Here is a 19902-nt window from a genome sequence, read left to right as displayed (position 1 = left end):
ATGAATAAGAAAAAATAGATATTTTCGATACAACTCTTCGCGATGGCGAGCAGGGACCTGGGTGCTTGTTGACTCTTCAATCAAAACTGGAAATAGCCGAACAGCTTGAATTTCTAGGTGTTGATATTATAGAAGCCGGTTTCCCTGTGAGTTCTCCTGCAGATTTTAAAGCCGTACAGGAAGTTTCAAAATTAATTAAAAATGCTAAAGTGTGCGCATTGGCAAGAGCTCGTGAACTGGATATTGACATTGCGGTTGATGCCCTCAAAAATGCGGTGTGCCCTCGTGTGCAACTTGGTATCGGGACTTCGGATATTCATATTAAAAATAAATTTAATAGTACCAGAGATGAAATTTTAGCCGTAGCATTTAAAATGGTGAGGTATGCGTCAAAAAAATTGAAGAGGTGCAATTTGCTGAGGATGCTGGTAGAGCTGATAATTTATTCTTAGCAAAAATGGTTGAAAATGTAATTGATGCGGGAGCAAAGGTTGTTAATTTACCAGATACAAATGGTTTTTGCACACCATTTGAATATTATGAAAAGATAAAATTTGTGATTGACACTGTTCCGAATATTCATAAAGCTAAAATCTCTGTCCATTGCCATAATGATCTGGGAATGGCGACTGCAAATACGATCGCAGGTCTGCTGGCTGGCGCTAGCCAAGCGGAAGGCACTGTAAATGGTGTTGGTGAAAGAGCTGGAAATGCCGCTTTGGAGGAAATCATTATGACGCTTATGATCAAAGATCTGCCAGTGTATACGACTGTGAATCCGATCTATATTAGTAAGTTGAGTAAAATGGTCGAGAGGGCTATGTCGAATGATGTTCAGGCGAATAAGGCTATTGTTGGGAGAAATGCATTTGCGCATTCTTCGGGAATTCATCAAGATGGTGTACTGAAGGACAGAAGCAATTATGAAATTATAGATCCTGCGATGATCGGTTTCGAGTTACCGGATCTTATACTGACAGCCCGAAGCGGTAGAGCTGCATTGAAAAATAGGATGCAAACGCTAGATATACAATTTGTAGAAAAGGAATTTGAGTTGTATTATGACTGTTTTTTGCGGTTAGCGGATACTAAATCTATTGTAACTGATGCTGATCTAGTGGATTTATGTCGTGATATTAATAAGGGATAAGCTGACGCATTGAATTTCCTGATTCTTCATAGCATATGATAGGATCATTTTTTAACATATGTAAAATTTATAATCAATGCTTTTGGTCAATTTTGTACTCCGCATGATAGGTTGATTACAATAGATGTATAAAATTGAATTGATTATAAATGAGTAAGTATGGATCTTAAGAAGATATTAGTGGAAATTTATCCATTGCCTGAAGAATCGATTTCGAAGTTGCTGCTATTAATTCGAGAAGTTCATTTTCCAAAGGGGCATATTATTATTAAAGCTAATAAAATCGAAAAGTCGATATATTTTATCAAAAAGGGAATTGTTCGAGCTTATGCTGAGCATGAAGGTTTACAACGTACTTTTTGGTTCGGTGAGGAAGGTGAAACTATTCTTTCCATGAAAAGCTATGCTGAAAATGAAAGAAGTTATGAATTTATAGAATTAATGGAACCTTGTCAACTTTATGAACTTGAGATAAAAGCAGTAAAACATTTATTTAACGAAGATATTTACATTTCTAATTGGGGTCGAAAACTTGCTGAAAAGGAATTGATAAAAGTTGAAAATAAATTGATATCCCGGGAGATACAATCTACAAAAGAAAGGTATGAGTTGTTGGTGAGTAAAAATCCGAGTTTATTGCGTCGGATACAATTGAAATATTTGGCCTCTTACCTGGGGATAACGCAAGTTACGCTAAGTAGGATCAGAAAAAAAGTTAGGGCAATATTATTATAACGCATTTAATAATGAACGTTTTATTTGCTGCAAGGAGTAATTATAAAAGGTTCATCCAATTGGCTGAAAACCCTTTTGTTATTTTAGTTCGGAGGTCTGGTACTGCTGGATTCATTAAGAAAGAACTTATTTGTATGTAGGTATTATTTAACATATGTAAATTTTTATCTGTTTTTGATTTATCAATTTTACACCCATATTAAATATGATTTGCTAAATAAACAAAATTCAGATATGGAAAAAACGATAGGATCGGTTAGGCAGTTTCTTGAAGCTAATTTTTTACATTTTAATGCGGCGAGTCTGGTTGACGCAGCGAAAGGTTATGAAGCTCATTTGGAGCAGGGGGGTAAAATGTTGGTTTCATTAGCCGGAGCAATGAGTACTGCTGAGCTGGGAATTTCATTGGCAGAAATGATTCGACAGGATAAAATCGCGATCATAAGCTGTACGGGTGCTAACCTCGAGGAAGATATTATGAATTTGGTTGCACACTCGCATTATAAAAGAATTCCAAATTATAGGGACTTAACTCCTCAAGATGAGTTAGATCTTCTTAAAAGTAAATATAACCGCGTGACGGATACTTGTATACCGGAAGAGGAGGCATTCCGGAAAATACAGGTTCATATTGAGAAAATCTGGAAAGATGCTGAGCAAGCTGGTGAAAGATTTTTCCGCATGAGTATATGTATAAACTTTTATTAAGTGGTGTTCTTAAGGATGTATATGAAATTGATCCTAAAAACTCCTGGATGCTTGCCGCAGCGGAAAAGAATCTACCGATTGTGGTCCCAGGATGAGGATTCGACTATGGGAAATATCTTTGCTTCCTATGTTATAAAAAATGAATTAAAATCATCAACGGTTAAGAGCGGTATTGAATATATGGTCTGGTTAGCTGACTACTATGCGAAGCATGCTATTGATCAAGGTATCGGTTTCTTTCAAATTGGAGGTGGAATTGCGGGCGACTTTGCGATGTGTGTAGCGCCAATGCTGGAGCAGGATCTTGAAATGGAAAATATTAAAAAGTGGCGATATTATTGTCAGATCACAGATTCAACTACTTCGTTTGGTTCGTATTCCGGATGTATCCCGAATGAAAAAATAACCTGGGGTAAACTGGACGTGGATACTCCTAGTTATGTTATTGAGTCCGATGCAACAATAGTTGCTCCTTTGATCTTTGCCTATCTTTTAAATCGATAACATATTTCTTCATTATGGTGTGCATCTCGTGATGCACACCATAAATCTAAAATTTTTAATAATTGAATAATGCATGATATCAAAAATCTGAGATGGTTCTGTTTGTTTCTTTTCACACTGTTTGTGTCTGTATCAAAGGGGAATGCTTCGGATGCAAAGAGTTCTCAAAAGGAAAATATAGATCGCTTCATACAGCACCATCTGGAGGATGACTATTATTTTTCGTTGTTTAAAGACGAAGAGAATAACCTCACTTATGGATTTCCTTTGCCAGTGATATTAATAGATGAGGGTATTAACATATTTTCATCATCTAGGTTTATCCATACGGATGGTCCTGTCCAGATCGAGGATAAGTTTTATCGTATAGATCATAATAAAATTTATCGAACTGATGAGAATGGGGATAAGCTAGTTGAAGCTAATAAATTTGTAAAACCGATCGATTTGTCTATTACAAAAAATGTTGTTGGTTTGATTTTGACTGCTGGTTTAATGTTTTTTATGTTTATAGCATTGGCAAGATCATATCGGAAAAATAAGCTGCCACAGGGATTTGGACGAGTGTTAGAGCCTCTTATTATCTATGTGCGCGATGAAATGGCTAAGCCTAATATCGGCTCTAGATATCAGGAGTTTTTGCCTTATCTTCTTTCTGTTTTCTTTTTAATATGGATTTTAAATCTGATTGGGTTAACTCCTTTAGGTTTTAATGTTACTGGAAATATTACGGTAACATTATGTTTGGCTTTATTTACTTTAATCATTACCAATATGAAGGCATCTAGGAGTTATTGGAAGCATATTTTCTGGATGCCAGGTGTTCCAATTCCTTTTCGTATCGCATTGATGCCGATTGAGGTTATCGGAATTTTTACCAAAGCTTTCTCATTAATGATCCGACTGTTCGCCAATAATGTAGCTGGTCACACTGTTATTATGGGGCTTATTGCAATTATTTACTTATTGAATAATCAATTGACATTGGGGGGAAGTATTGCTGTTTCACTTTTACTGACTTCCTTTTTGTTTATTATCAAGTTATTGGCGGCATTTTTACAAGCTTATATCTTTACAATGCTTTCCTCTCTTTTTATTGGACTGGCGGTGCAAGAGGATGAGCATCATTAATTCATGACGGGTGCTAACTTCAGCTTAGGCATATTTTTTTTCCTAACAACTTCGTACCGCTCATAACAAAGGAGCGGTATGAAGTTGTTTTTAGTATGGACAGGTTTACATCAGTCCAAATTTCAATCCGATAAAAAAGTTCTTGGTCGACCAGGACCATAAATATAATTACTGTCTCTATTTTTACCGATATCAAAATCTTTCTGATATTGATTGAACATATTCTGAATACCAATATTGAATTGAAGATCTTGCTTAATTTGTTTTAAGGTAAATCGATAGGATAATTTGATGTTATTTTCTAAAAATGTGGGTGAGGTGTTAAGGACATCCTGATTAATGCCTGGGGCACCTGCAAAATGAGGTACTTTCATCGGACCAGTCAAAACTCCTGATAAAACGGCATTGAAGCGATTCTGGGGCCAAAAACTGAGTGTATAATAACCGTAAAGATCGGGCGAACGCAGATATTTTCTTGTTCCTGAAATAGTTGAAGACCAAGATACAGCTTCATCATAGGTTGATTTTTGGAATGTTAAACCCGTCTCAAGCTGTATTTTCTGATCATAATTGAATCTTCCTTCAGCTGTGATTCCTCTTACGGATGAGCTGGATCCATTTTTTCGTAAGAGTTGCTGATTGTTATTTTGATCGGTACCGATTTCTTCTAAAACAAAAGTATTATACAGTCGTGTGAAAAAACCATCTACCGTGAAACCGTAGATAAAATGTTCACTTGCTTTATTGAAATCTAATGAAACGTTAAAGCTATTGGATGTTTCTGCGATCAGGTTGTCATCTGTTCTAATGACGGAAACTCCACCTCCGGCAAAAGCCATATGCATGTCGGTTTCTAATGCTTGCGGTGCTTTAAACCCTCTCGCGTAGGATGTGCGAAGCTGGGTTTCACTACCCAATTTATATAATGCACTTAACCTAGGGGTCAGTACAAGTTTATCTATACGATTGGATTTATTTAACCGTAGTCCTGATAGAACGGTTAATTTTCGGGTTACTTCCCAGTCACTTTGTAAAAAAGCACCCAATAGATTGACATGCTGATCAATAAGATAATCATATGCCTTAATTTCATCGAAAGTGTATTCATATTGATTTTCAATTCCGGTGGTAAAGGTGTTTTTTCCATTCAGAAAATCAGAGCTGATGTAATTGTATTGGACTCCGCTTTGAATGGAGTGATTTTTTGTATGCCCCCAGGCATCGATCTGATCTATACCTGTATAATGTGTTCTTTTTGTGTTTTGAGCAGCGCCATAAACGCTAAATGAGCTTTCTTTATCCTTTGCCTGATGTTCATAATTGAAGCCTCCCACTAAGATATTATGTAATCGATACTCGGACTGGTCGGCTTTGTCGGCCTGTAGATCTAATTTATTTCCACCTTTTCTTTCTTCGTTAATACTCCAACCATTTATTTCCAGTTTATCCTGAGGAGATAACTTAAAAAATGAATTGAAACCAAAGGAGTTGTTTTGTAACATGGGCATTTCGGAAAACCCATCGCCATTTGCATCGTAAGAATTACGGTTGCGGTGAGATGCAAAGAAAGAAACTCCCGCATTTTGCTCTTCATTGACTGCTGTTAGATTGGCATTGAAAAAATGATCCCAGGTTTTGTTGCCCATTAATGAACTGTTATTTGAAAGTGTAAAAGAGCTTTTTTTGGCTTGCTTGGTTAGAATATTGACTGTTCCGGCTATAGCTGATGAACCATATAAGACTGATCCGCCACCTCTGACGATTTCAACACGATCAATCATGTTGGCAGGTATCTGTTCTAATCCATATAAACTCATCAACGAACTAAATACGGGCCGACTATTAATTAAAACCTGTGAATAAGAACCTCCTAATCCATTCATCCGCAATTGAGAATAGTTGCAGGTCTGACAGTCTATTTCCATACGTAGACCGGGCTGAAAACATAATCCGTCTGCTAAGGTGTTGGATTGTGTGATGTTGAATGTTCTACTATCAAGGATATTGACTGCTACAGGACTTTCGGATTTTTTGCGTTCCGTGCGGGTACCGGTTACAACGACACTATTTAAGCGATTGCTGATCGAGGTCAATGCTACATCTCTTACTTGAAGTTTTGTATCTGCTATTGTTAACGTTAAAAGCTTTGTCGCAAAACCAATGAAACTTACTTTGATCTGATGCGAACCTACAGGGATATTTTGCAATTCATAATTTCCTGTGCTGTCTGCTTTTGTGGCAAGACCTAATAGGGGAATGCTTACTGTGGCCCATTCAATAGGTTCTCCTTCGCTATCTGTTATTTTACCTTTTAGACGTGCAGTTTGGGCAGAAAGAGTCAAACTCATCAAAATGAGGACTCCTGTTATTAAAAAAATGTTAATGTTCATTATGTAAATATTATTTGTTAGTCATGCAAATCTATAAAGTTTGTATGAACTAACAAATTATTTATAACAATATTGTTAGATTGTGCTAATAATTAGTAGTTTTGTTATAATGATATCACAGACTGAAGAAAATTATCTGAAAGCATTATTTGCTTTGACGAGTACAAAAGGTGAAGCCAGCGTAAATGAATTAAGTAAACTGCTGGATATAAAAATGCCTACCGTTAATGGTATGATGAAACGCCTCAGTGAAAAGGATTTTGTTATTTATGAGAGTTATAAACCTTTGAAACTTACGGAAAAGGGTAAGAAAGAGGCATCATTGATTATTCGGAAGCATCGTCTTACGGAAATGTATCTTGTGGAGAAAATGGGTTTTGGCTGGGAAGAGGTACATAATATTGCGGAACAAATTGAACATATAAATCTCCGGCATTTTTGAGAAAATGGATGAAATTTTAGGTTTTCCTGAAGTGGATCCTCATGGTTCTCCCATACCAGATGTAAATGGTAAATTAAAATTAAAAGAGTTTATTAAATTGAGCGATTGTAAAAGTGGTGATGTCGTAAAATTTATGGCTGTTAGACCTTCTTCGGAAGAATTGCTTAAATTTTTAAATAGCCGTCAATTGATTCTTGGGGCTGTGATTACGATAAAATCTGTTGAATTATTTGATAAGAGCATGTCTGTTAGTTACTCGGGTGATGGAACCGAGGTTTTAAGTAGTATGGTATGTGAAAAATTGCTCGTAGAACATATCAGTAAATAGGATGGTCTTTTTGCTAATGCCAGCAATTAGTAGTTTTAGAAATTGTAATTTTAAGTTTCTAATACTATTTTGAAGCTTAAAATGCTTTGATCTTTTAGGATTACTTGTAACATTTTGAGTACCAAAACTCAATTTTAGAACAGCTCAATGAGTTGTTTTTTATAATCAAACGTTTGACTAGATTGTCTAGGGACTTTCGGATAATTATCATCCGTTTCTGGAGAATCTGGTGTAAAAATTGCCTTTAATGTATATTATTATATATTTGAAATACAATGGAAGGAGGGGCTTATTGTTATCGTTTTTATGTGCGTCGATAATTAAGATCTGCTCGTTTTGTCATATTTCAAACCAATAATTATGTACCTAAGATATCAATTGTTATCATTTATTCTTTTTGTTTGCATGTACTCATTTGCTGTGCAAAAAACTGAAAGTTATCCTCGAAAATCTAATCAGAACTTGGCATTGCGTCTAGATGGCCATGATAATGATGTAAGAACGGGGATGGGTGTTTTACGGAATGAATGGACGATAGAAGCATGGATAAAAGGTGATGATCGTATATGGAAAGAATATGAAGCTATTTTTGGTGGAGGTGAGTATAGCGATCTAAATAGTTGTGATAATATGCCGTTAGTGGTTAAAAATGGTTATTTGCATAGTAATGGCGCAGGGATTATTGCTCCAGAGAAATTGGATGATAATTGGCATCATGTAGCGGCTTCCTGTAATGGGATGTCTACCTTTTTATACTTAGATGGTAAAGAAGTGGCTCGTAAAGATACAGTTGTTGCCATATTGCCGGGCGCAATCGGTCTTAACGAGAAAAAACAAAGTTTTGGCGGATTGATTGATGAGGTTAGAATATGGTCAAAAGCTGTTTCTATCAACGTAATCAAAAAGTGGAAAAATAAATCTGTTGAAAGATCGCACCCCCAGTTTTCGACCCTTGTAGGCTATTATACATTTGATGATTTTAAAGATGTGGTATCGGTAAACTGGGTAGGAAAGGGACATCTATCTTATCACTTGAGAAATGGGCGCAGTGACTATTATGGTGAGCTTCCTATGGCATATACGGTAGAAAATACCAATGTTTCTTTTCAAAATTTTGATAAGAAACAGCAATTGTTTAATGCGGTCGTCGTACAGAATGAATGGGATTTAGAGCAAGGTACTGTAGATGGCCAGCTATTAAAATTGAGGATCGTGGTACAGGGGGATCAAAAAGCGCTTAGCTTGGACGAAATTAATCTTGATCTCACGCAAAACTCTTCCTTGAAGGATTTCAATGAAATAAAATTGTTTATACGGGACAGTATCCTAAATCGAATATTAAACAGCCTATTTTTGATGGTACACAGCATCTCGAAGGAAGATGATTTTTAGGAATAAGGATGTAAAGGATAAATTTTACTTAAAACCAGGTGTTAATTATTTTCTCGTCAGTGCTGCTGTTCAAGATAAAGCGGAAGTCGGGCATCAACTGGGTGCGCTCATTACTCATTTCGTTTTGTCTGGAAAAAAATATAAACCTGAGATCGAGGAATCAAAGGTGAAACAGTTTGTTACTCCTAAAGACAAGAATAATTTTGTTAAAGTGCTACAATGGAATATCTGGCATGGTGGAGTGCATTTGGGTAAAGATAAAGGCCGAGAACGCATTATTGATTTGATCCAAACTTCTAATGCGGATATTATTACCATGCAGGAAGGGTATGGTGCACAGGATACGATCGCAAAAACTTTGGGATTTTATTTACAAACCAAATCTTCAAAGGACAATCTGGCATTGTTCAGTAGATATCCTATCAAGAAGATCCAATCAAGTGAACCGTTTAAATCTAATCCTGCAACGATCAAACTACCTAATGGACGTGATATTATAGTGAATGGCTGCTGGCTTAGATATGCGTATCGACCTGAATATACAAGTGGTTATCAAAACTTTGGTATGGAACCTAAAACCTGGGTTGCAGAAGACGCTATACTTTCTTTGGTGGATGTGAGAAATTTATTAGAAAAGGATGTTGATCCTTATGTTGAATCTGTAGATCAACCTATTATAATAGGCGGAGATTTCAATTCTTATAGTCACCTGGACTGGACAGAGAAAACTAAAGATCTGCATTTTGGTTATGGTGCTGTACCATTTCCGACATCGAAGTTTATGATAGAAAACGGTTTTAAGGATTCTTTTCGTGAAATTAATCCTGACGAATTAGGTAATCAGGGCGGAACTTTTGCACCTATATATGGTCAAATGCCTGATGCCAGAATAGATTTTATTTACTATAAGGGGGCTATTCAGGCGATCTCATCAAAAATCATTAGGACAAGTCCGGAAATTGATGACGTTTGGGCTTCTGATCATGCTGTTGTGATGACGATTTTTGAAACTACGTTAGGTAAAAATATTAATAAATAGATCTCGATCGTACTTTCATGAAGAATTAAAGTTATTAGCAATTGTTTATTTGATCTATACTTTACTAATTGTTCTGAAACCAAAATTCGGGAACAGTGTATCGCGCAAAAAAGTAAAAGTTTTTGAAAAAAAATAATCAATCTGCGATTTGATTTTCTCAAGGTATCTCCAGTAGTACCAGAATTGGATCTACTACTGGAGATTTTAATTTATTGCTTTTCTAGAACCCATTTTTGATTATTAGTACCAATATTATTATTGATACTGTATAATACAAGTTGTGTATTATCACTCGTGCTACTTCCGGGATTGTCGATGATGTATCCTTTGCTGAGAATGGTTTTAATGTAAACTGTATTATTGCTTTCCAGAAAATTGATGGTCCATTGTTGATTTTGGTTTGTCGAATTGGTATATTGAATTAATCCTGTGTTGATGTCATCTATACTTCCTGGAATATCGATAGATTTGGAACTAGCAACGTTTACTAAAGCATACCCAGCGCTTCCGGCAACGATTTTCCATTTTTGTGAATCACTTATGCTATTGCTATACTGTACGATCTGAGCTGCATTAGCGGTACTATTATCGCGAACAGTGAGGTATTTACCGCTGCTTACATTTTTTATTTTGTAGGTATCATTCGCACTGAAAATGGTGAGCGGAATTAATTTTGAGGCTGCTTGTTGATTAAAAATATCTGTTAATGTTATGCGGACTGTATAATTTCCTGATGTTAAACTGCTTGATAACGTGTCCACTCTTTTTTCGGGTTTAATTTTCTCCTGCGTTTGTATTACAGACCCTGAAGCATTTAAAAGCTCAAGTTTATAACTAAGCTGCGGTGATTTGTTTTCATTTATTCCCCAGGATACAATCAGCTTGTTGTTGTGGTAACGTGCAGTACTATAGCTGTTTTCTATGGTCGTTAATTCCGGTGCATTACCTTGACCTGCCTGCTCTGGTAAATTTAGTACCCGCCCTGTACCAAAGGCTGGATCTGGCGTGGTGGAACCGCCGTGTTCCATGAAATATGCGTCTTCTGTACTGTTGTATCCGACATTAAAGGCGCGATCAAATTGACCATTACGTACTGAATCATTGTCATTGGCAGAGAAATATCGGCTACTTGATTTTTCCCAAACGTTATTGATACTTAAATTCCAATTGTCTTTAAGAAATGCTTTACGGTGAAATCTACCATCATAATTTGGATTATCTCCGACCCAATTTTCTAAAAATGTTCCAGTACCTGACCCCAGATATCCTGCGCTTGCTTCACGGCCAATTGTAGAGGTATGCAACCATTTTCCTGTAGATAAATCTTGAACGAAATTGGCAATATATATTTTTCCATTTTCCTTCCAGGAACGAATGACCATATTATACCAAGTGTTGAGCGTCCAATTATAAGGATTTAATGTCTTTTGCCCATCGCCTTCACCACCAAATCGGCTGGCAATTGTTTTGCTATCGAGATAAGAGTAAAACGCTAAATTATTTGTTGCAGTATTTTTGTCCCACAGTGATGCGAGCATAATATTGGAAGTGCCATAGCGCAGGTCTGGTGTATCTTGAAGTCCCATATAACCGCCGTTATAATTTAGGACAGAAAGTATTCCGTTTTTGCCGTATTTGTGATCTTTATTTTGCTCATTTTCAATATTGCATCAGAAGTGAAATTGTAAACAAGATGTTGTGAAGGAGCTGCATTACTACCTGTCAATGTGAGGTTAAGTAAATCTTTGTCACTCTGTGAGATTAGATTTGAAGGCTTTTCTAATCCCGATTTTACAATTTCCTTTGAACACGCTATTGTGCTCAATGCAGCGAGAAATACGCTGTGAATCATTAATTTTCTCATAAAAGGATCTGTTTATAATGGGTTATTATTGCGTATTCTTGACGCAATGGTATTAAGGTAGGAAGTTTTCTTTGTATAATTAGCAGCTGATTTTAATGAAATCGATTGCGCAATTTTTAGTGTAATAAAAGAATGTGGGACAGATAGTGAGTTGTTTAAGATGTTGATTTTCAGTTTTATTCGGAACGCTGTTTAAATGATTAAAAAAAAATCATCAGTTTTTTGTTTAGACAAACAAACTTATGCTCGGTTACTATTGTTATATTATTAAGTTGCTAAATATTAAAAACATTAAAATAACATATATTATGGGAAATTTATTATATATAATCGCAGTCATTTTAGTCATTATCTGGGCGATCAGTTTTTTAGGAGGTTTCTACAGTGGCGGTATCATCCACGCTTTATTAGTCATTGCAATAATTGTTGTATTGTTGCGCGTTATTAGAGGAAATGCATAAACTTTAACTTACTGATAAACATTCAGGATATTTCAAGAGGGTAGGTTGAAAAGAGACTTTTTAAAAGTCTCTTTTTTATTATACAGGATCTGAATAAGTTGCAAATGCGTAATCTAATTCCTACTTTTTTGATCTGGAATAAGCAGATGGACTGACGCCTTTGCTATTTTTATAGAAATGAGAGAAATGACTTCGTCGTTGAATCCAAATTCGTCAGCAATCTGTCTGAAAGTAAAAAGTCCTGACGCTAATCGTTTATCGATCAATGTTATTTTATATGCTGTTAGATAGTCGCGATAACCCATGTCGAAGTTTCTTTTAAAATAGGTGCTGAAGTAAGTAGGTGCAATATTAAAGTGGGCTGCAATTTGTTTAATTTGTATTTGCTTTGGTTCATAAATATGTTGGTGAATATAAGAAACAAGAAGTTCCTTTGCCGGGAAATTATTTATTCCAAATAATAATATTTTTGTCATCGTTTCTATGATTATCCCGAATATGGAAAGAATCTGATGGAAAACAAGTGGAGATGTGGAAAGTGATCCAACACTATTATAAAGTAAGATATTATCTATTGTATTCCTTAATATTTTCCTTATCTCTGGATTGAATTCTAGTTTTATTTCTTTCAATATTTTATTATTCATGATCGCAATAGGCTTATTTAGTGTTTGATTCTGTTGCGTCCAATGATTGCTATTACTGAAATAATCGTCAGTGAATTTGATTGCTATTACCCTTGTCCTTTTTTCAATTTTGAAATTATGTTCATCTTCAGGTGATATTACAAAGAGATCTCCTGCGTTATAGGCTAAGCTGTTGTTGTTGATCTCATGAATTCCCGACCCTTTATAAATATATACCAGCTCATAGTAGTTCTGTCCATGAACGGTTAGGTGGAAGTTGGATTCCTCAAAGTCAAATAACTTCAACGCATCAAATTGCTTGAGTTTGGTCATATGCGAGGCTGATTTATGTAATACTTCTCTTTGTTAAACTTCGTGATACATCTTTTCCAATACTCAAAAATTGTTCTAAATACCGTTGATTACCATAATTATTATAACTTCTTTATTTTTTGTTTAAAACAAATATACATACTAATGTTGTTTTTATACATGCGATAGGGATAAACAGGGTGATAATTTGCTGTCATAAATTAGCAAATTTTCACATGGATAATTTTGTAATGATCGCTTTCTGTATTAGTGCAGGAATGATCTTTCAGCATGCCAAATTCATGCCTCATGATGCACATAGAGGTATTAATATCTGGATATTGTATCTAGCTTTACCAGCTGTATCATTTAAGTATATTCCACATATCACATGGAGTAATCAGATGGTTTTTCCTGCAATCTCTCCCATTATTGTCTGGGCAGGAAGTTGGATATTTATGGAATTCTACTGTCGTTATAAAAGTATGGGCAACGTACCCGCAGTACTTTAGAATTATCTAGCGGTTATAGTAATACTTCTTTTATTGGATTTCCCTTAATTACGGCCTATTTTGGAGAACATGATCTGAGTATTGCTATTATTTGTGATCAGGTGATGTTTGTTCTTTTGTCTACTGTTGGAATTATTGCGGCAGTTAAAGGAAATCCTTCCGATACAGGGGGAGTTAAAGTTTCTTTATTAATTAAACGCTTATTTGCTTTTCCTCCTTTTATCGGTTGTGTTAGCGCTCTTTTTTTGTCCAAATTTATCGATTTGCAGGTAGCTGAACCATTTATCAATAAATTAACAGCTACTGTTGGTCCGCTTGCTTTGTTTTCTGTAGGTCTACAGCTCAAGTTTAAAGGGTGGAAACAGCAAATTTCACAACTTTCAATGGCGATGTTATATAAACTGGTGATTGCACCTGGTTTGGTACTGTGTATTGCGATTATTATGGGTATTAAAGGGGATATCGCCCGCATCAGTATATTTGAAGCCGCTATGCCAACATTAATTACCTCGGCATTATTGCAGAGCAGTTTCGGTTAAATGCCCGGTTGGTGAATCTGATCATAGGGATCAGTATTTTAGTAGGGTTTGTAACGACTGCATGTTGGAATGGAATAATGGATTATCTCATGATTTAATAAGTTTTAATTTTCAACCTTAATGTATGACAATTCTTAAAGTTTAGATTTCAGTTTTGTTTTTGAATTCATTTGTTTCTCTATTTTTCAGTTCCGCTGTAATTTCCTTTAGCTTTTTGAAAAGAATGATTGCGATCGTTGATAGTGAAAAAGGTATCGCTAAAAGGGCACTGAACTTTTTGGTTATGGAAATATAAATCCCCATTGCTAATAGCAATACCAACATTGAGGTTAACGTAATGGCTATGACTGCCGTTGTTTTTTTGCTTGCAGCAATTCTTCATTGCTGTATTCACTGATTGGTTTTTTATTCATAAATAGGTTTCGTTTTAATAATTTAAATTTAATATCGCTATTTTTTTTGTCGATTTTTACTACAGTGAAAAGCAAAGGTTAGTTTAATTGTTTTTATCTGTTATTCATAAGTTTTAAACTTAATCTTTTTTGACTTTGCAAATCGTTTTGCTAGGTAATTTCTAACAGGAATATCATATAATTTTAAACAGATATAAGCCAAAATAATACTTCCTATGACTACAGCTGCCGCGCCAGGTAAGGATTGCTCGAAAGTGAGTTTATTATTTTTTACCCAGGCATAGTAAAGATAAATAAAAGGATAATGTACAGTATATAATGGGTAAGAAATGTCTCCTAAGAATCGACATAATCGAGTTGTATATTTATCTGTGCTTTTGCCTGAAGCGCCTAGATAGACAAGAATAGGGAATATTACTACGCAACAAATGGTGTCATATAGCCCATTTATCCATAAGTGCTCTGCTCCACCTAGGCGGGGTAGGGCTAATAGGGTCACTATAGTGATACTGCATATCCAAAAGGCTCCCTTAATATTAGCGGGTCTGAAAATTCGGGAGAGCAATAAGCCGGCAGAGAAAGAAAATAGAACGCGTAAAAATCCTGCTGTAAATTCTATTTCAGTTAACGAGAAACCGGCACAAATGTCCCCATACTGTCCTGCAATGGCAAATGTTGCTAAACCACAACCTGCAATAAAAACTAATAATGCTAGAATCTTGGTTGAAAATTTTCGAATAATTAAGGCATAAAGAATATTTCCAATATATTCAAAGAATAATGACCAGCTCGGTCCGTTTAGCGGAAACATCTCACCTAGACCCCTAACTTCATGTCCCGGCATGGCCGGAATAAGTAATGCATTTAATAATGTTGCTCCAAGTAAAGCCATTACAGTTACGGATGATACATCCCATACTGAACATCCTTGAAAGTAAAACATAATTGCACCTATAACAGCTCCCATTACAACCATCGGGTGTAGCCGTATGATTCTGCGTCTGATAAAATCTTTTGTAGACATTTTTGACCAGCGATCATCATAAGCATAACCGATAACAAATCCAGATAAAATGAAGAAAAAATCAACAGCTAGGTAACCATGATTGATACGTTGATCCAAATGACTGGTCGCAAATGCTTCAAAAATGTGAAAACATACCACAGTAATTGCTGCTACACCCCGAAGTCCATCCAGTACGTTGTAATGTGGTTTATTAAGATCGTGTGTGAGCGAATTGGTTTGTGTGTTTAGCATGCAGACAAATTTGATTAGTAGTATATTTTTATTGAATAGCCAAAAGACCGTGAATATAGGAATTAATTACAGTTTTTGAAATAATTATGATCTTAAAAAATGGAAATTTCTTTCAATTTTCGTAATATTTTTGCTATTATTATAGTTATTAGATTCATTAGTTGTAATTTGCTCAATATTTATGCAATTATAATACCTTACAATGAAAAGGAAACTAAACCTATTATTTCTCTTTCCTATATTATTGGGATTTACCAATAATATTGAAAAGCCAGTACATCAAAAAGTAAAAAATGAAAATGTACATTATTCAACGACAGCTACATTACATGCTCAGGATAGCTTAAAAACTTTATCAGGAGCTCCGACAGACCTGATTATGACCTCTTTTACAGCTGCGGATCTTACTCCTAGTCCAGCTTGTTTAGCTGTGGCGCCTACGGGTGAAGTTTACGTTGGGGTTGATATGATCGGATCTTTAGGAAAAGATATGGGTAAAGGGTTTATCCGCAGATTTGTTGACACGGACAACGACGGGAAAATGGATAAGCATACTGATTTTGCACGTGTTGATAATCCCCGTGGTATTTTTGTTTTAGGTGATCAAGTTTTCGTTTTGCATACGACGTTTGATGCATCGACTGGAAAAGCAACAGGAATGGATTTAGTTGTATTTGAAGATAAAAATCAAGATGGGGTTGCGGATGGGGTAGCTAAACCACTTATAATGGGTCTAAGTAATACCAAATATATTCAAGAGCGTGGTACGGATCATGCTACTAATGGAATAAGGATGGGTATTGATGGTTGGATGTATATTGCAGTTGGTGATTTTGGATTTCATAATGCAACAGGTACAGATGGCAAGAAATTGACCATGCTGGGGGGAGGAATTTTACGTGTGCGTCCTGATGGAAAAGAAATGGAAATATATACACATGGATTACGTAATATCTATGATGTCGCTATTGATCCATATATGAATATCTTTACCCGTGATAATACCAATGATGGTGGCGGTTGGGACATTCGTTTTTCGCATCAGATTCAATCTGGAGAGTACGGCTATCCTTTGTTATTCCAAAATTTTACAGAAGAGATTATTCCTGCTTTGGCCATGTTAGGTGGTGGATCGGGTACAGGATCTTTATATATGGACGAGGATACTTGGCCTGAAAAATATAATAAGGTACCGATGATGGCGGATTGGGGCAGAAGTTTCTTATATATGCATCATGTTACACCAGATGGACCAAGTTTTACACAAAAAGAAGAAGAATTTATCCAATTGCCACAAATTACAGATTTAGATGTGGATGGTTCCGGCAGGTTATATCTAGCAGCTTGGGATGGAGCTGGTTACTCAGGTAACCCGGATAAAGGTTATGTTGCGCGCGTAGTACCAAAAGGATGGACATACAAAGCTTTTCCTAATACGAAGAAAGCATCTATTGGCGAGTTAACTAATCTTTTGAAATCGGGTAGTGCAACAACTAGGCTTTACGCGTCACAAGAACTTGTTTCCAGATCATCAGATGAAGCAACAGCAGCTGCTATTAGTATTGCTAAAGACAAGAGTTTAGGGCTCAGTGCTCGTGTTGCCGCAATATATACTTATGCACAGTTGGCAAAGGAAAAAGCAATTCCGGTTTTGGTTGAACTTACAAAGGAGGATCAGATCCGTGAATTTGCGTTACGTGCTTTGGCTGACCGTATGGGATCATTAGAGCAAGTGCCAATTGATCCATTCATTGATGGATTGAAAGATGCTTCCGTACGTGTACAAACGGCTTCAATGGTTGGTTTGGGTCGCTTGGGCCGAGTAGAAGCTGCTAATGCATTATTGCAGACAAAGGTGCCGGCATCTTTTGTTGCTCCCGCTAAAGGAGTGGAGGGGCCACACGATAAACCTAATGCCGCCATTATACCTGCACATCTAGCGGTTAAAGCGTTAGTTCGCTTAAATGCAGTTAATGCAAGTGTAGGTTTTTTGGGAACAGAAAATCCTGATCTAGCTTTATGGGCTATGCGTTATATGCACGATGCCAGAGCAGTTGATGGCTTAATCGCTGCTTATGGAAAATCAAAAGATCAAAAATTTAAAGATAAGATTCTAGTAACCTTAGCTCGCTTATATAAGAAAGAAGATGCTTATGATGCTTCGTGGTGGTGGGGAACTCGTCCTGATTCGCACGGGCCATACTATAAAGGAGTTGTTTGGGAATCTTCACCGGTCATTGAGAAATTCCTGAAGGCAGAGAGCGTAAAAGCTGGAGCGACGAAAAAACAATTTTTTTCGGATCTGAATGAGAAATTCCGTATGGAAATTGCTTCTTTTAATGTTGCTAAGAAAGAGGTTGCTGTAAAAGAAGTTAAGGAGAAAAAAGTTGATTTAGAAAAAATCAAAAACCAAAAAGGGCAAGTAGGAAAAACATCCATTGAGGATATTATGTTAGCATTAGCTAAAATAAAAGGTGATCCGGTAAAAGGAAAAGCGCTATTTACAAAACAAGGATGTTTTGCATGTCATAGTCTTAGTAAAAGTGAAACGATGAAAGGACCATTTATGGGACAAATTGGTGCAATCATGAATCGTGAACAAATTGCCGAATCAATTTTAAAACCAAATGCTTCAATTTCTCAAGGATTTGCAACAGTTTTGATCAGCACTAAAGACAAAAAGAGTTTTATGGGTTTTGTGACACAGGAAACTGCTGATAAAGTTGTATTGAGAGATATTGCTGGATCTGTTACGACAATCAAAAAAGCTAATATTGCAAAACGTACGGAAATGGGTAACTCGATGATGCCCGCTGGATTGGCAAATTCATTAACAGTTGAAGAATTTGCTTCACTAGTTGCGTTTCTAGCAAAACAAAAATAAGAAGTCTTAACATTTATATCATTAGAGGCCGTCAGCTACATTTAAGTTGGCGGCCTTTTTATGTTTCTTGTCAGCCTAATGATAAATTATTTATGGATATCTTTTGCTATAATAATCGAAAAGAAAATTGATCTTTGATTTGGACTTGACAAAATAATATAAAATAGATAATTTAACATATAGAAAAAGATTCATGATTTTTAACGGATCGTTTTTTTATAATTTGCTCGGGATTATAGTCTACAGCTACTTAGACTAATCGAGAAGAGTAAAAAACAAACAAACTTAAAGCCGTTCTGTGTTGTTATATAATAAAAATATGTTCGGTCAAAGACAGCTTATGAGTTGTACTTGTGGAACTATTTTGTTGAATAATATAATATATAACAGGTTTTTGAGGTTATATCATTGAGTATCATTTTTTTAATTAAATTGAGTATGGGAATACGTTTTTATGTCTGTCTTTTTTTCGTGGTAAGCTCGATCACATGTTTTGGTCAAATCAATATTGATAAGATGCGCTCAGATTATGCTTTAGCTGTAAAAGATAAAAAGCTCTGTGAAACGAATCTTAAAATCTTAGATGAGGGAGCAAATACAGTAACCGAAAAAGGATATCTTGCCGCATATGAGATTCTTTGGGCAAAACATAAAAACAATCCATTTACCAAATTAAGCCAGTTTAAGAAGGGTAAAAACTTATTAGAATCTGTTATTGTCAAACAAAAAGACAATATCGATCTGCGTTTTATCCGTTGGTCTGTGCAAACCCATGCACCCTCATTTCTCAATTATAGTAAAGATCGAATAGATGATAAAGAGTTTTTGGTGCATAATCTAAAAAAACTACCGAGTCAGGAAGGAAAAAAAATAATTTATAAATATCTGAGCGAAGCCAACAGCTATCTTAAGGGAGATCATGCATTCTCAAAAGCTGAGCTTGCTGAACTTTCAAAATAGTAGCTTAATTTTATAAATGGTTCCGTATAGTTTGTAAGAAAGATTACTTACTATTTTAATTTCTTGTTTTTAGAACATACTTTAATAGTTATTGAATGTTTTAAAAATGAGATTTTTTTTTTGATTCTTACTTCTGCAATTACTTGTTTTTTATTTTTGAAATTAATTAAATGATCTGGACATGTAGTCTATCTAGGTATAGCTCTATAAAATTATTTCTATCCTTGGACTTGCAAATAAAATCGGCAGTACTA

The 19902-nt window shown here is 35.6% G+C and carries 18 protein-coding genes and 2 pseudogenes; 14 read left to right on the top strand and 6 right to left on the bottom strand.

Annotated elements, in window-relative coordinates; all coding sequences use genetic code 11:
• Positions 1-65: 65 nt before the first annotated feature.
• The 5 genes and pseudogenes from L950_RS37265 to atpB form a co-directional block, all read left to right on the top strand.
• A pseudogene (locus L950_RS37265) lies at positions 66-751 on the top strand (2-isopropylmalate synthase); the annotation flags it as partial.
• On the top strand, positions 734-1150 hold the full coding sequence (locus L950_RS37260) for a hypothetical protein (RefSeq protein WP_410528123.1): 417 nt from the start codon (positions 734-736) through the stop codon (positions 1148-1150). The pseudogene L950_RS37265 and the gene L950_RS37260, both read left to right, overlap by 18 nt.
• Before the next feature lie 159 nt (positions 1151-1309).
• Entirely contained in the window at positions 1310-1885 is a 576-nt protein-coding gene (locus tag L950_RS10615) for a Crp/Fnr family transcriptional regulator (protein WP_021191682.1), read from the top strand.
• Positions 1886-2119: 234 nt separating this feature from the next.
• Positions 2120-3097, top strand: a pseudogene (locus L950_RS10610) (deoxyhypusine synthase family protein).
• A 123-nt stretch (positions 3098-3220) separates the two neighbouring features.
• The gene (gene atpB, locus L950_RS10605; protein WP_231577092.1) at positions 3221-4228 is read left to right on the top strand and encodes a F0F1 ATP synthase subunit A; all 1008 of its coding nucleotides are present in this window, start codon (positions 3221-3223) and stop codon (positions 4226-4228) included.
• 122 nt (positions 4229-4350) lie between these two features.
• On the opposite strand, the gene L950_RS10600 is transcribed toward atpB, so the two are convergent.
• Positions 4351-6618: a TonB-dependent receptor gene (locus L950_RS10600; protein ID WP_021191680.1), complete on the bottom strand. Its 2268-nt coding sequence runs from the start codon at positions 6616-6618 to the stop codon at positions 4351-4353.
• A gap of 109 nt (positions 6619-6727) precedes the next feature.
• Between L950_RS10600 and L950_RS29985 the strand changes: the two genes are divergently transcribed.
• From L950_RS29985 to L950_RS32805, 4 genes are all read left to right on the top strand, one after another.
• Positions 6728-7060 carry a metal-dependent transcriptional regulator gene (locus L950_RS29985; RefSeq protein WP_197086381.1) on the top strand — a complete coding sequence of 111 codons (333 nt, stop codon included), beginning with the start codon at positions 6728-6730 and terminating at the stop codon, positions 7058-7060.
• A 4-nt stretch (positions 7061-7064) separates the two neighbouring features.
• Entirely contained in the window at positions 7065-7388 is a 324-nt protein-coding gene (locus L950_RS29980; RefSeq protein WP_197086380.1) for a FeoA domain-containing protein, read from the top strand.
• A 420-nt stretch (positions 7389-7808) separates the two neighbouring features.
• Positions 7809-8780 (top strand): LamG-like jellyroll fold domain-containing protein, encoded by a 972-nt coding sequence (locus L950_RS32810; protein ID WP_231577091.1) that lies wholly within the window; start codon positions 7809-7811, stop codon positions 8778-8780.
• Positions 8770-9819, top strand: coding sequence for an endonuclease/exonuclease/phosphatase family protein (locus tag L950_RS32805; protein ID WP_052764389.1), 1050 nt, complete (start codon positions 8770-8772; stop codon positions 9817-9819). Before L950_RS32810 ends, L950_RS32805 begins: the two co-directional genes overlap by 11 nt.
• Positions 9820-10028: 209 nt before the next feature.
• Here the strand turns inward: L950_RS32805 and L950_RS10580 are convergent, their stop codons facing one another.
• Both L950_RS10580 and L950_RS29975 read right to left on the bottom strand, forming a co-directional pair.
• Positions 10029-11405 carry a DUF3472 domain-containing protein gene (locus tag L950_RS10580; RefSeq protein ID WP_021191679.1) on the bottom strand — a complete coding sequence of 459 codons (1377 nt, stop codon included), beginning with the start codon at positions 11403-11405 and terminating at the stop codon, positions 10029-10031.
• A 17-nt stretch (positions 11406-11422) separates the two neighbouring features.
• On the bottom strand, positions 11423-11683 hold the full coding sequence (locus tag L950_RS29975; protein ID WP_021191678.1) for a hypothetical protein: 261 nt from the start codon (positions 11681-11683) through the stop codon (positions 11423-11425).
• Positions 11684-11991: 308 nt separating this feature from the next.
• Here L950_RS29975 and L950_RS10575 point away from each other — a divergent pair, with 308 nt between their 5' ends.
• Positions 11992-12144 (top strand): lmo0937 family membrane protein, encoded by a 153-nt coding sequence (locus L950_RS10575; RefSeq protein WP_108158845.1) that lies wholly within the window; start codon positions 11992-11994, stop codon positions 12142-12144.
• Positions 12145-12257: 113 nt separating this feature from the next.
• On the opposite strand, the gene L950_RS10570 is transcribed toward L950_RS10575, so the two are convergent.
• Positions 12258-13103, bottom strand: a complete 846-nt coding sequence (locus tag L950_RS10570) for an AraC family transcriptional regulator (RefSeq protein ID WP_197086379.1) — start codon at positions 13101-13103, stop codon at positions 12258-12260.
• A gap of 215 nt (positions 13104-13318) precedes the next feature.
• On the opposite strand from L950_RS10570, the gene L950_RS32800 reads away from it, so the two are divergent.
• Both L950_RS32800 and L950_RS32795 read left to right on the top strand, forming a co-directional pair.
• A complete protein-coding gene (locus L950_RS32800; RefSeq protein WP_231577090.1) occupies positions 13319-13594 on the top strand; it encodes a hypothetical protein in 276 nt (91 codons plus the stop codon).
• Between the two features lie 32 nt (positions 13595-13626).
• Entirely contained in the window at positions 13627-14133 is a 507-nt protein-coding gene (locus L950_RS32795) for an AEC family transporter (RefSeq protein ID WP_410528122.1), read from the top strand.
• Between the two features lie 178 nt (positions 14134-14311).
• Here the strand turns inward: L950_RS32795 and L950_RS10560 are convergent, their stop codons facing one another.
• Together L950_RS10560 and L950_RS10555 are read right to left on the bottom strand one after the other, a co-directional pair.
• Positions 14312-14527, bottom strand: a complete 216-nt coding sequence (locus L950_RS10560) for a hypothetical protein (protein WP_156169655.1) — start codon at positions 14525-14527, stop codon at positions 14312-14314.
• Positions 14528-14646: 119 nt separating this feature from the next.
• Entirely contained in the window at positions 14647-15804 is a 1158-nt protein-coding gene (locus tag L950_RS10555) for an acyltransferase family protein (protein WP_021191675.1), read from the bottom strand.
• A 202-nt stretch (positions 15805-16006) separates the two neighbouring features.
• Here L950_RS10555 and L950_RS10550 point away from each other — a divergent pair, with 202 nt between their 5' ends.
• Together L950_RS10550 and L950_RS10545 are read left to right on the top strand one after the other, a co-directional pair.
• The gene (locus tag L950_RS10550; RefSeq protein WP_021191674.1) at positions 16007-18688 is read left to right on the top strand and encodes a c-type cytochrome; all 2682 of its coding nucleotides are present in this window, start codon (positions 16007-16009) and stop codon (positions 18686-18688) included.
• Between the two features lie 438 nt (positions 18689-19126).
• A complete protein-coding gene (locus tag L950_RS10545) occupies positions 19127-19648 on the top strand; it encodes a hypothetical protein (RefSeq protein WP_021191673.1) in 522 nt (173 codons plus the stop codon).
• Positions 19649-19902 lie beyond the last annotated feature (254 nt).

This window comes from Sphingobacterium sp. IITKGP-BTPF85, from assembly GCF_001006065.1.
GTDB classification, from domain to species: Bacteria; Bacteroidota; Bacteroidia; order Sphingobacteriales; family Sphingobacteriaceae; genus Sphingobacterium; species Sphingobacterium anhuiense.
This window is presented reverse-complemented; position numbering and strand designations above follow the sequence as displayed.

Coding starts and splice junctions, on each gene's coding strand:
- L950_RS32805 (WP_052764389.1), top strand. CDS start 8,770: ATGATTTTTAGGAATAAGGATGTAAAGGATAAATTTTACTTAAAACCA.
- L950_RS10580 (WP_021191679.1), bottom strand. CDS start 11,405: ATGGGACTTCAAGATACACCAGACCTGCGCTATGGCACTTCCAATATT.
- L950_RS10545 (WP_021191673.1), top strand. CDS start 19,127: ATGGGAATACGTTTTTATGTCTGTCTTTTTTTCGTGGTAAGCTCGATC.
- L950_RS10570 (WP_197086379.1), bottom strand. CDS start 13,103: ATGACCAAACTCAAGCAATTTGATGCGTTGAAGTTATTTGACTTTGAG.
- L950_RS32800 (WP_231577090.1), top strand. CDS start 13,319: ATGGATAATTTTGTAATGATCGCTTTCTGTATTAGTGCAGGAATGATC.
- L950_RS29980 (WP_197086380.1), top strand. CDS start 7,065: ATGGATGAAATTTTAGGTTTTCCTGAAGTGGATCCTCATGGTTCTCCC.
- L950_RS37260 (WP_410528123.1), top strand. CDS start 734: ATGACGCTTATGATCAAAGATCTGCCAGTGTATACGACTGTGAATCCG.
- L950_RS29985 (WP_197086381.1), top strand. CDS start 6,728: ATGATATCACAGACTGAAGAAAATTATCTGAAAGCATTATTTGCTTTG.
- L950_RS10615 (WP_021191682.1), top strand. CDS start 1,310: ATGGATCTTAAGAAGATATTAGTGGAAATTTATCCATTGCCTGAAGAA.
- L950_RS10550 (WP_021191674.1), top strand. CDS start 16,007: ATGAAAAGGAAACTAAACCTATTATTTCTCTTTCCTATATTATTGGGA.
- L950_RS29975 (WP_021191678.1), bottom strand. CDS start 11,683: ATGAGAAAATTAATGATTCACAGCGTATTTCTCGCTGCATTGAGCACA.
- L950_RS10555 (WP_021191675.1), bottom strand. CDS start 15,804: ATGCTAAACACACAAACCAATTCGCTCACACACGATCTTAATAAACCA.
- L950_RS10575 (WP_108158845.1), top strand. CDS start 11,992: ATGGGAAATTTATTATATATAATCGCAGTCATTTTAGTCATTATCTGG.
- L950_RS10600 (WP_021191680.1), bottom strand. CDS start 6,618: ATGAACATTAACATTTTTTTAATAACAGGAGTCCTCATTTTGATGAGT.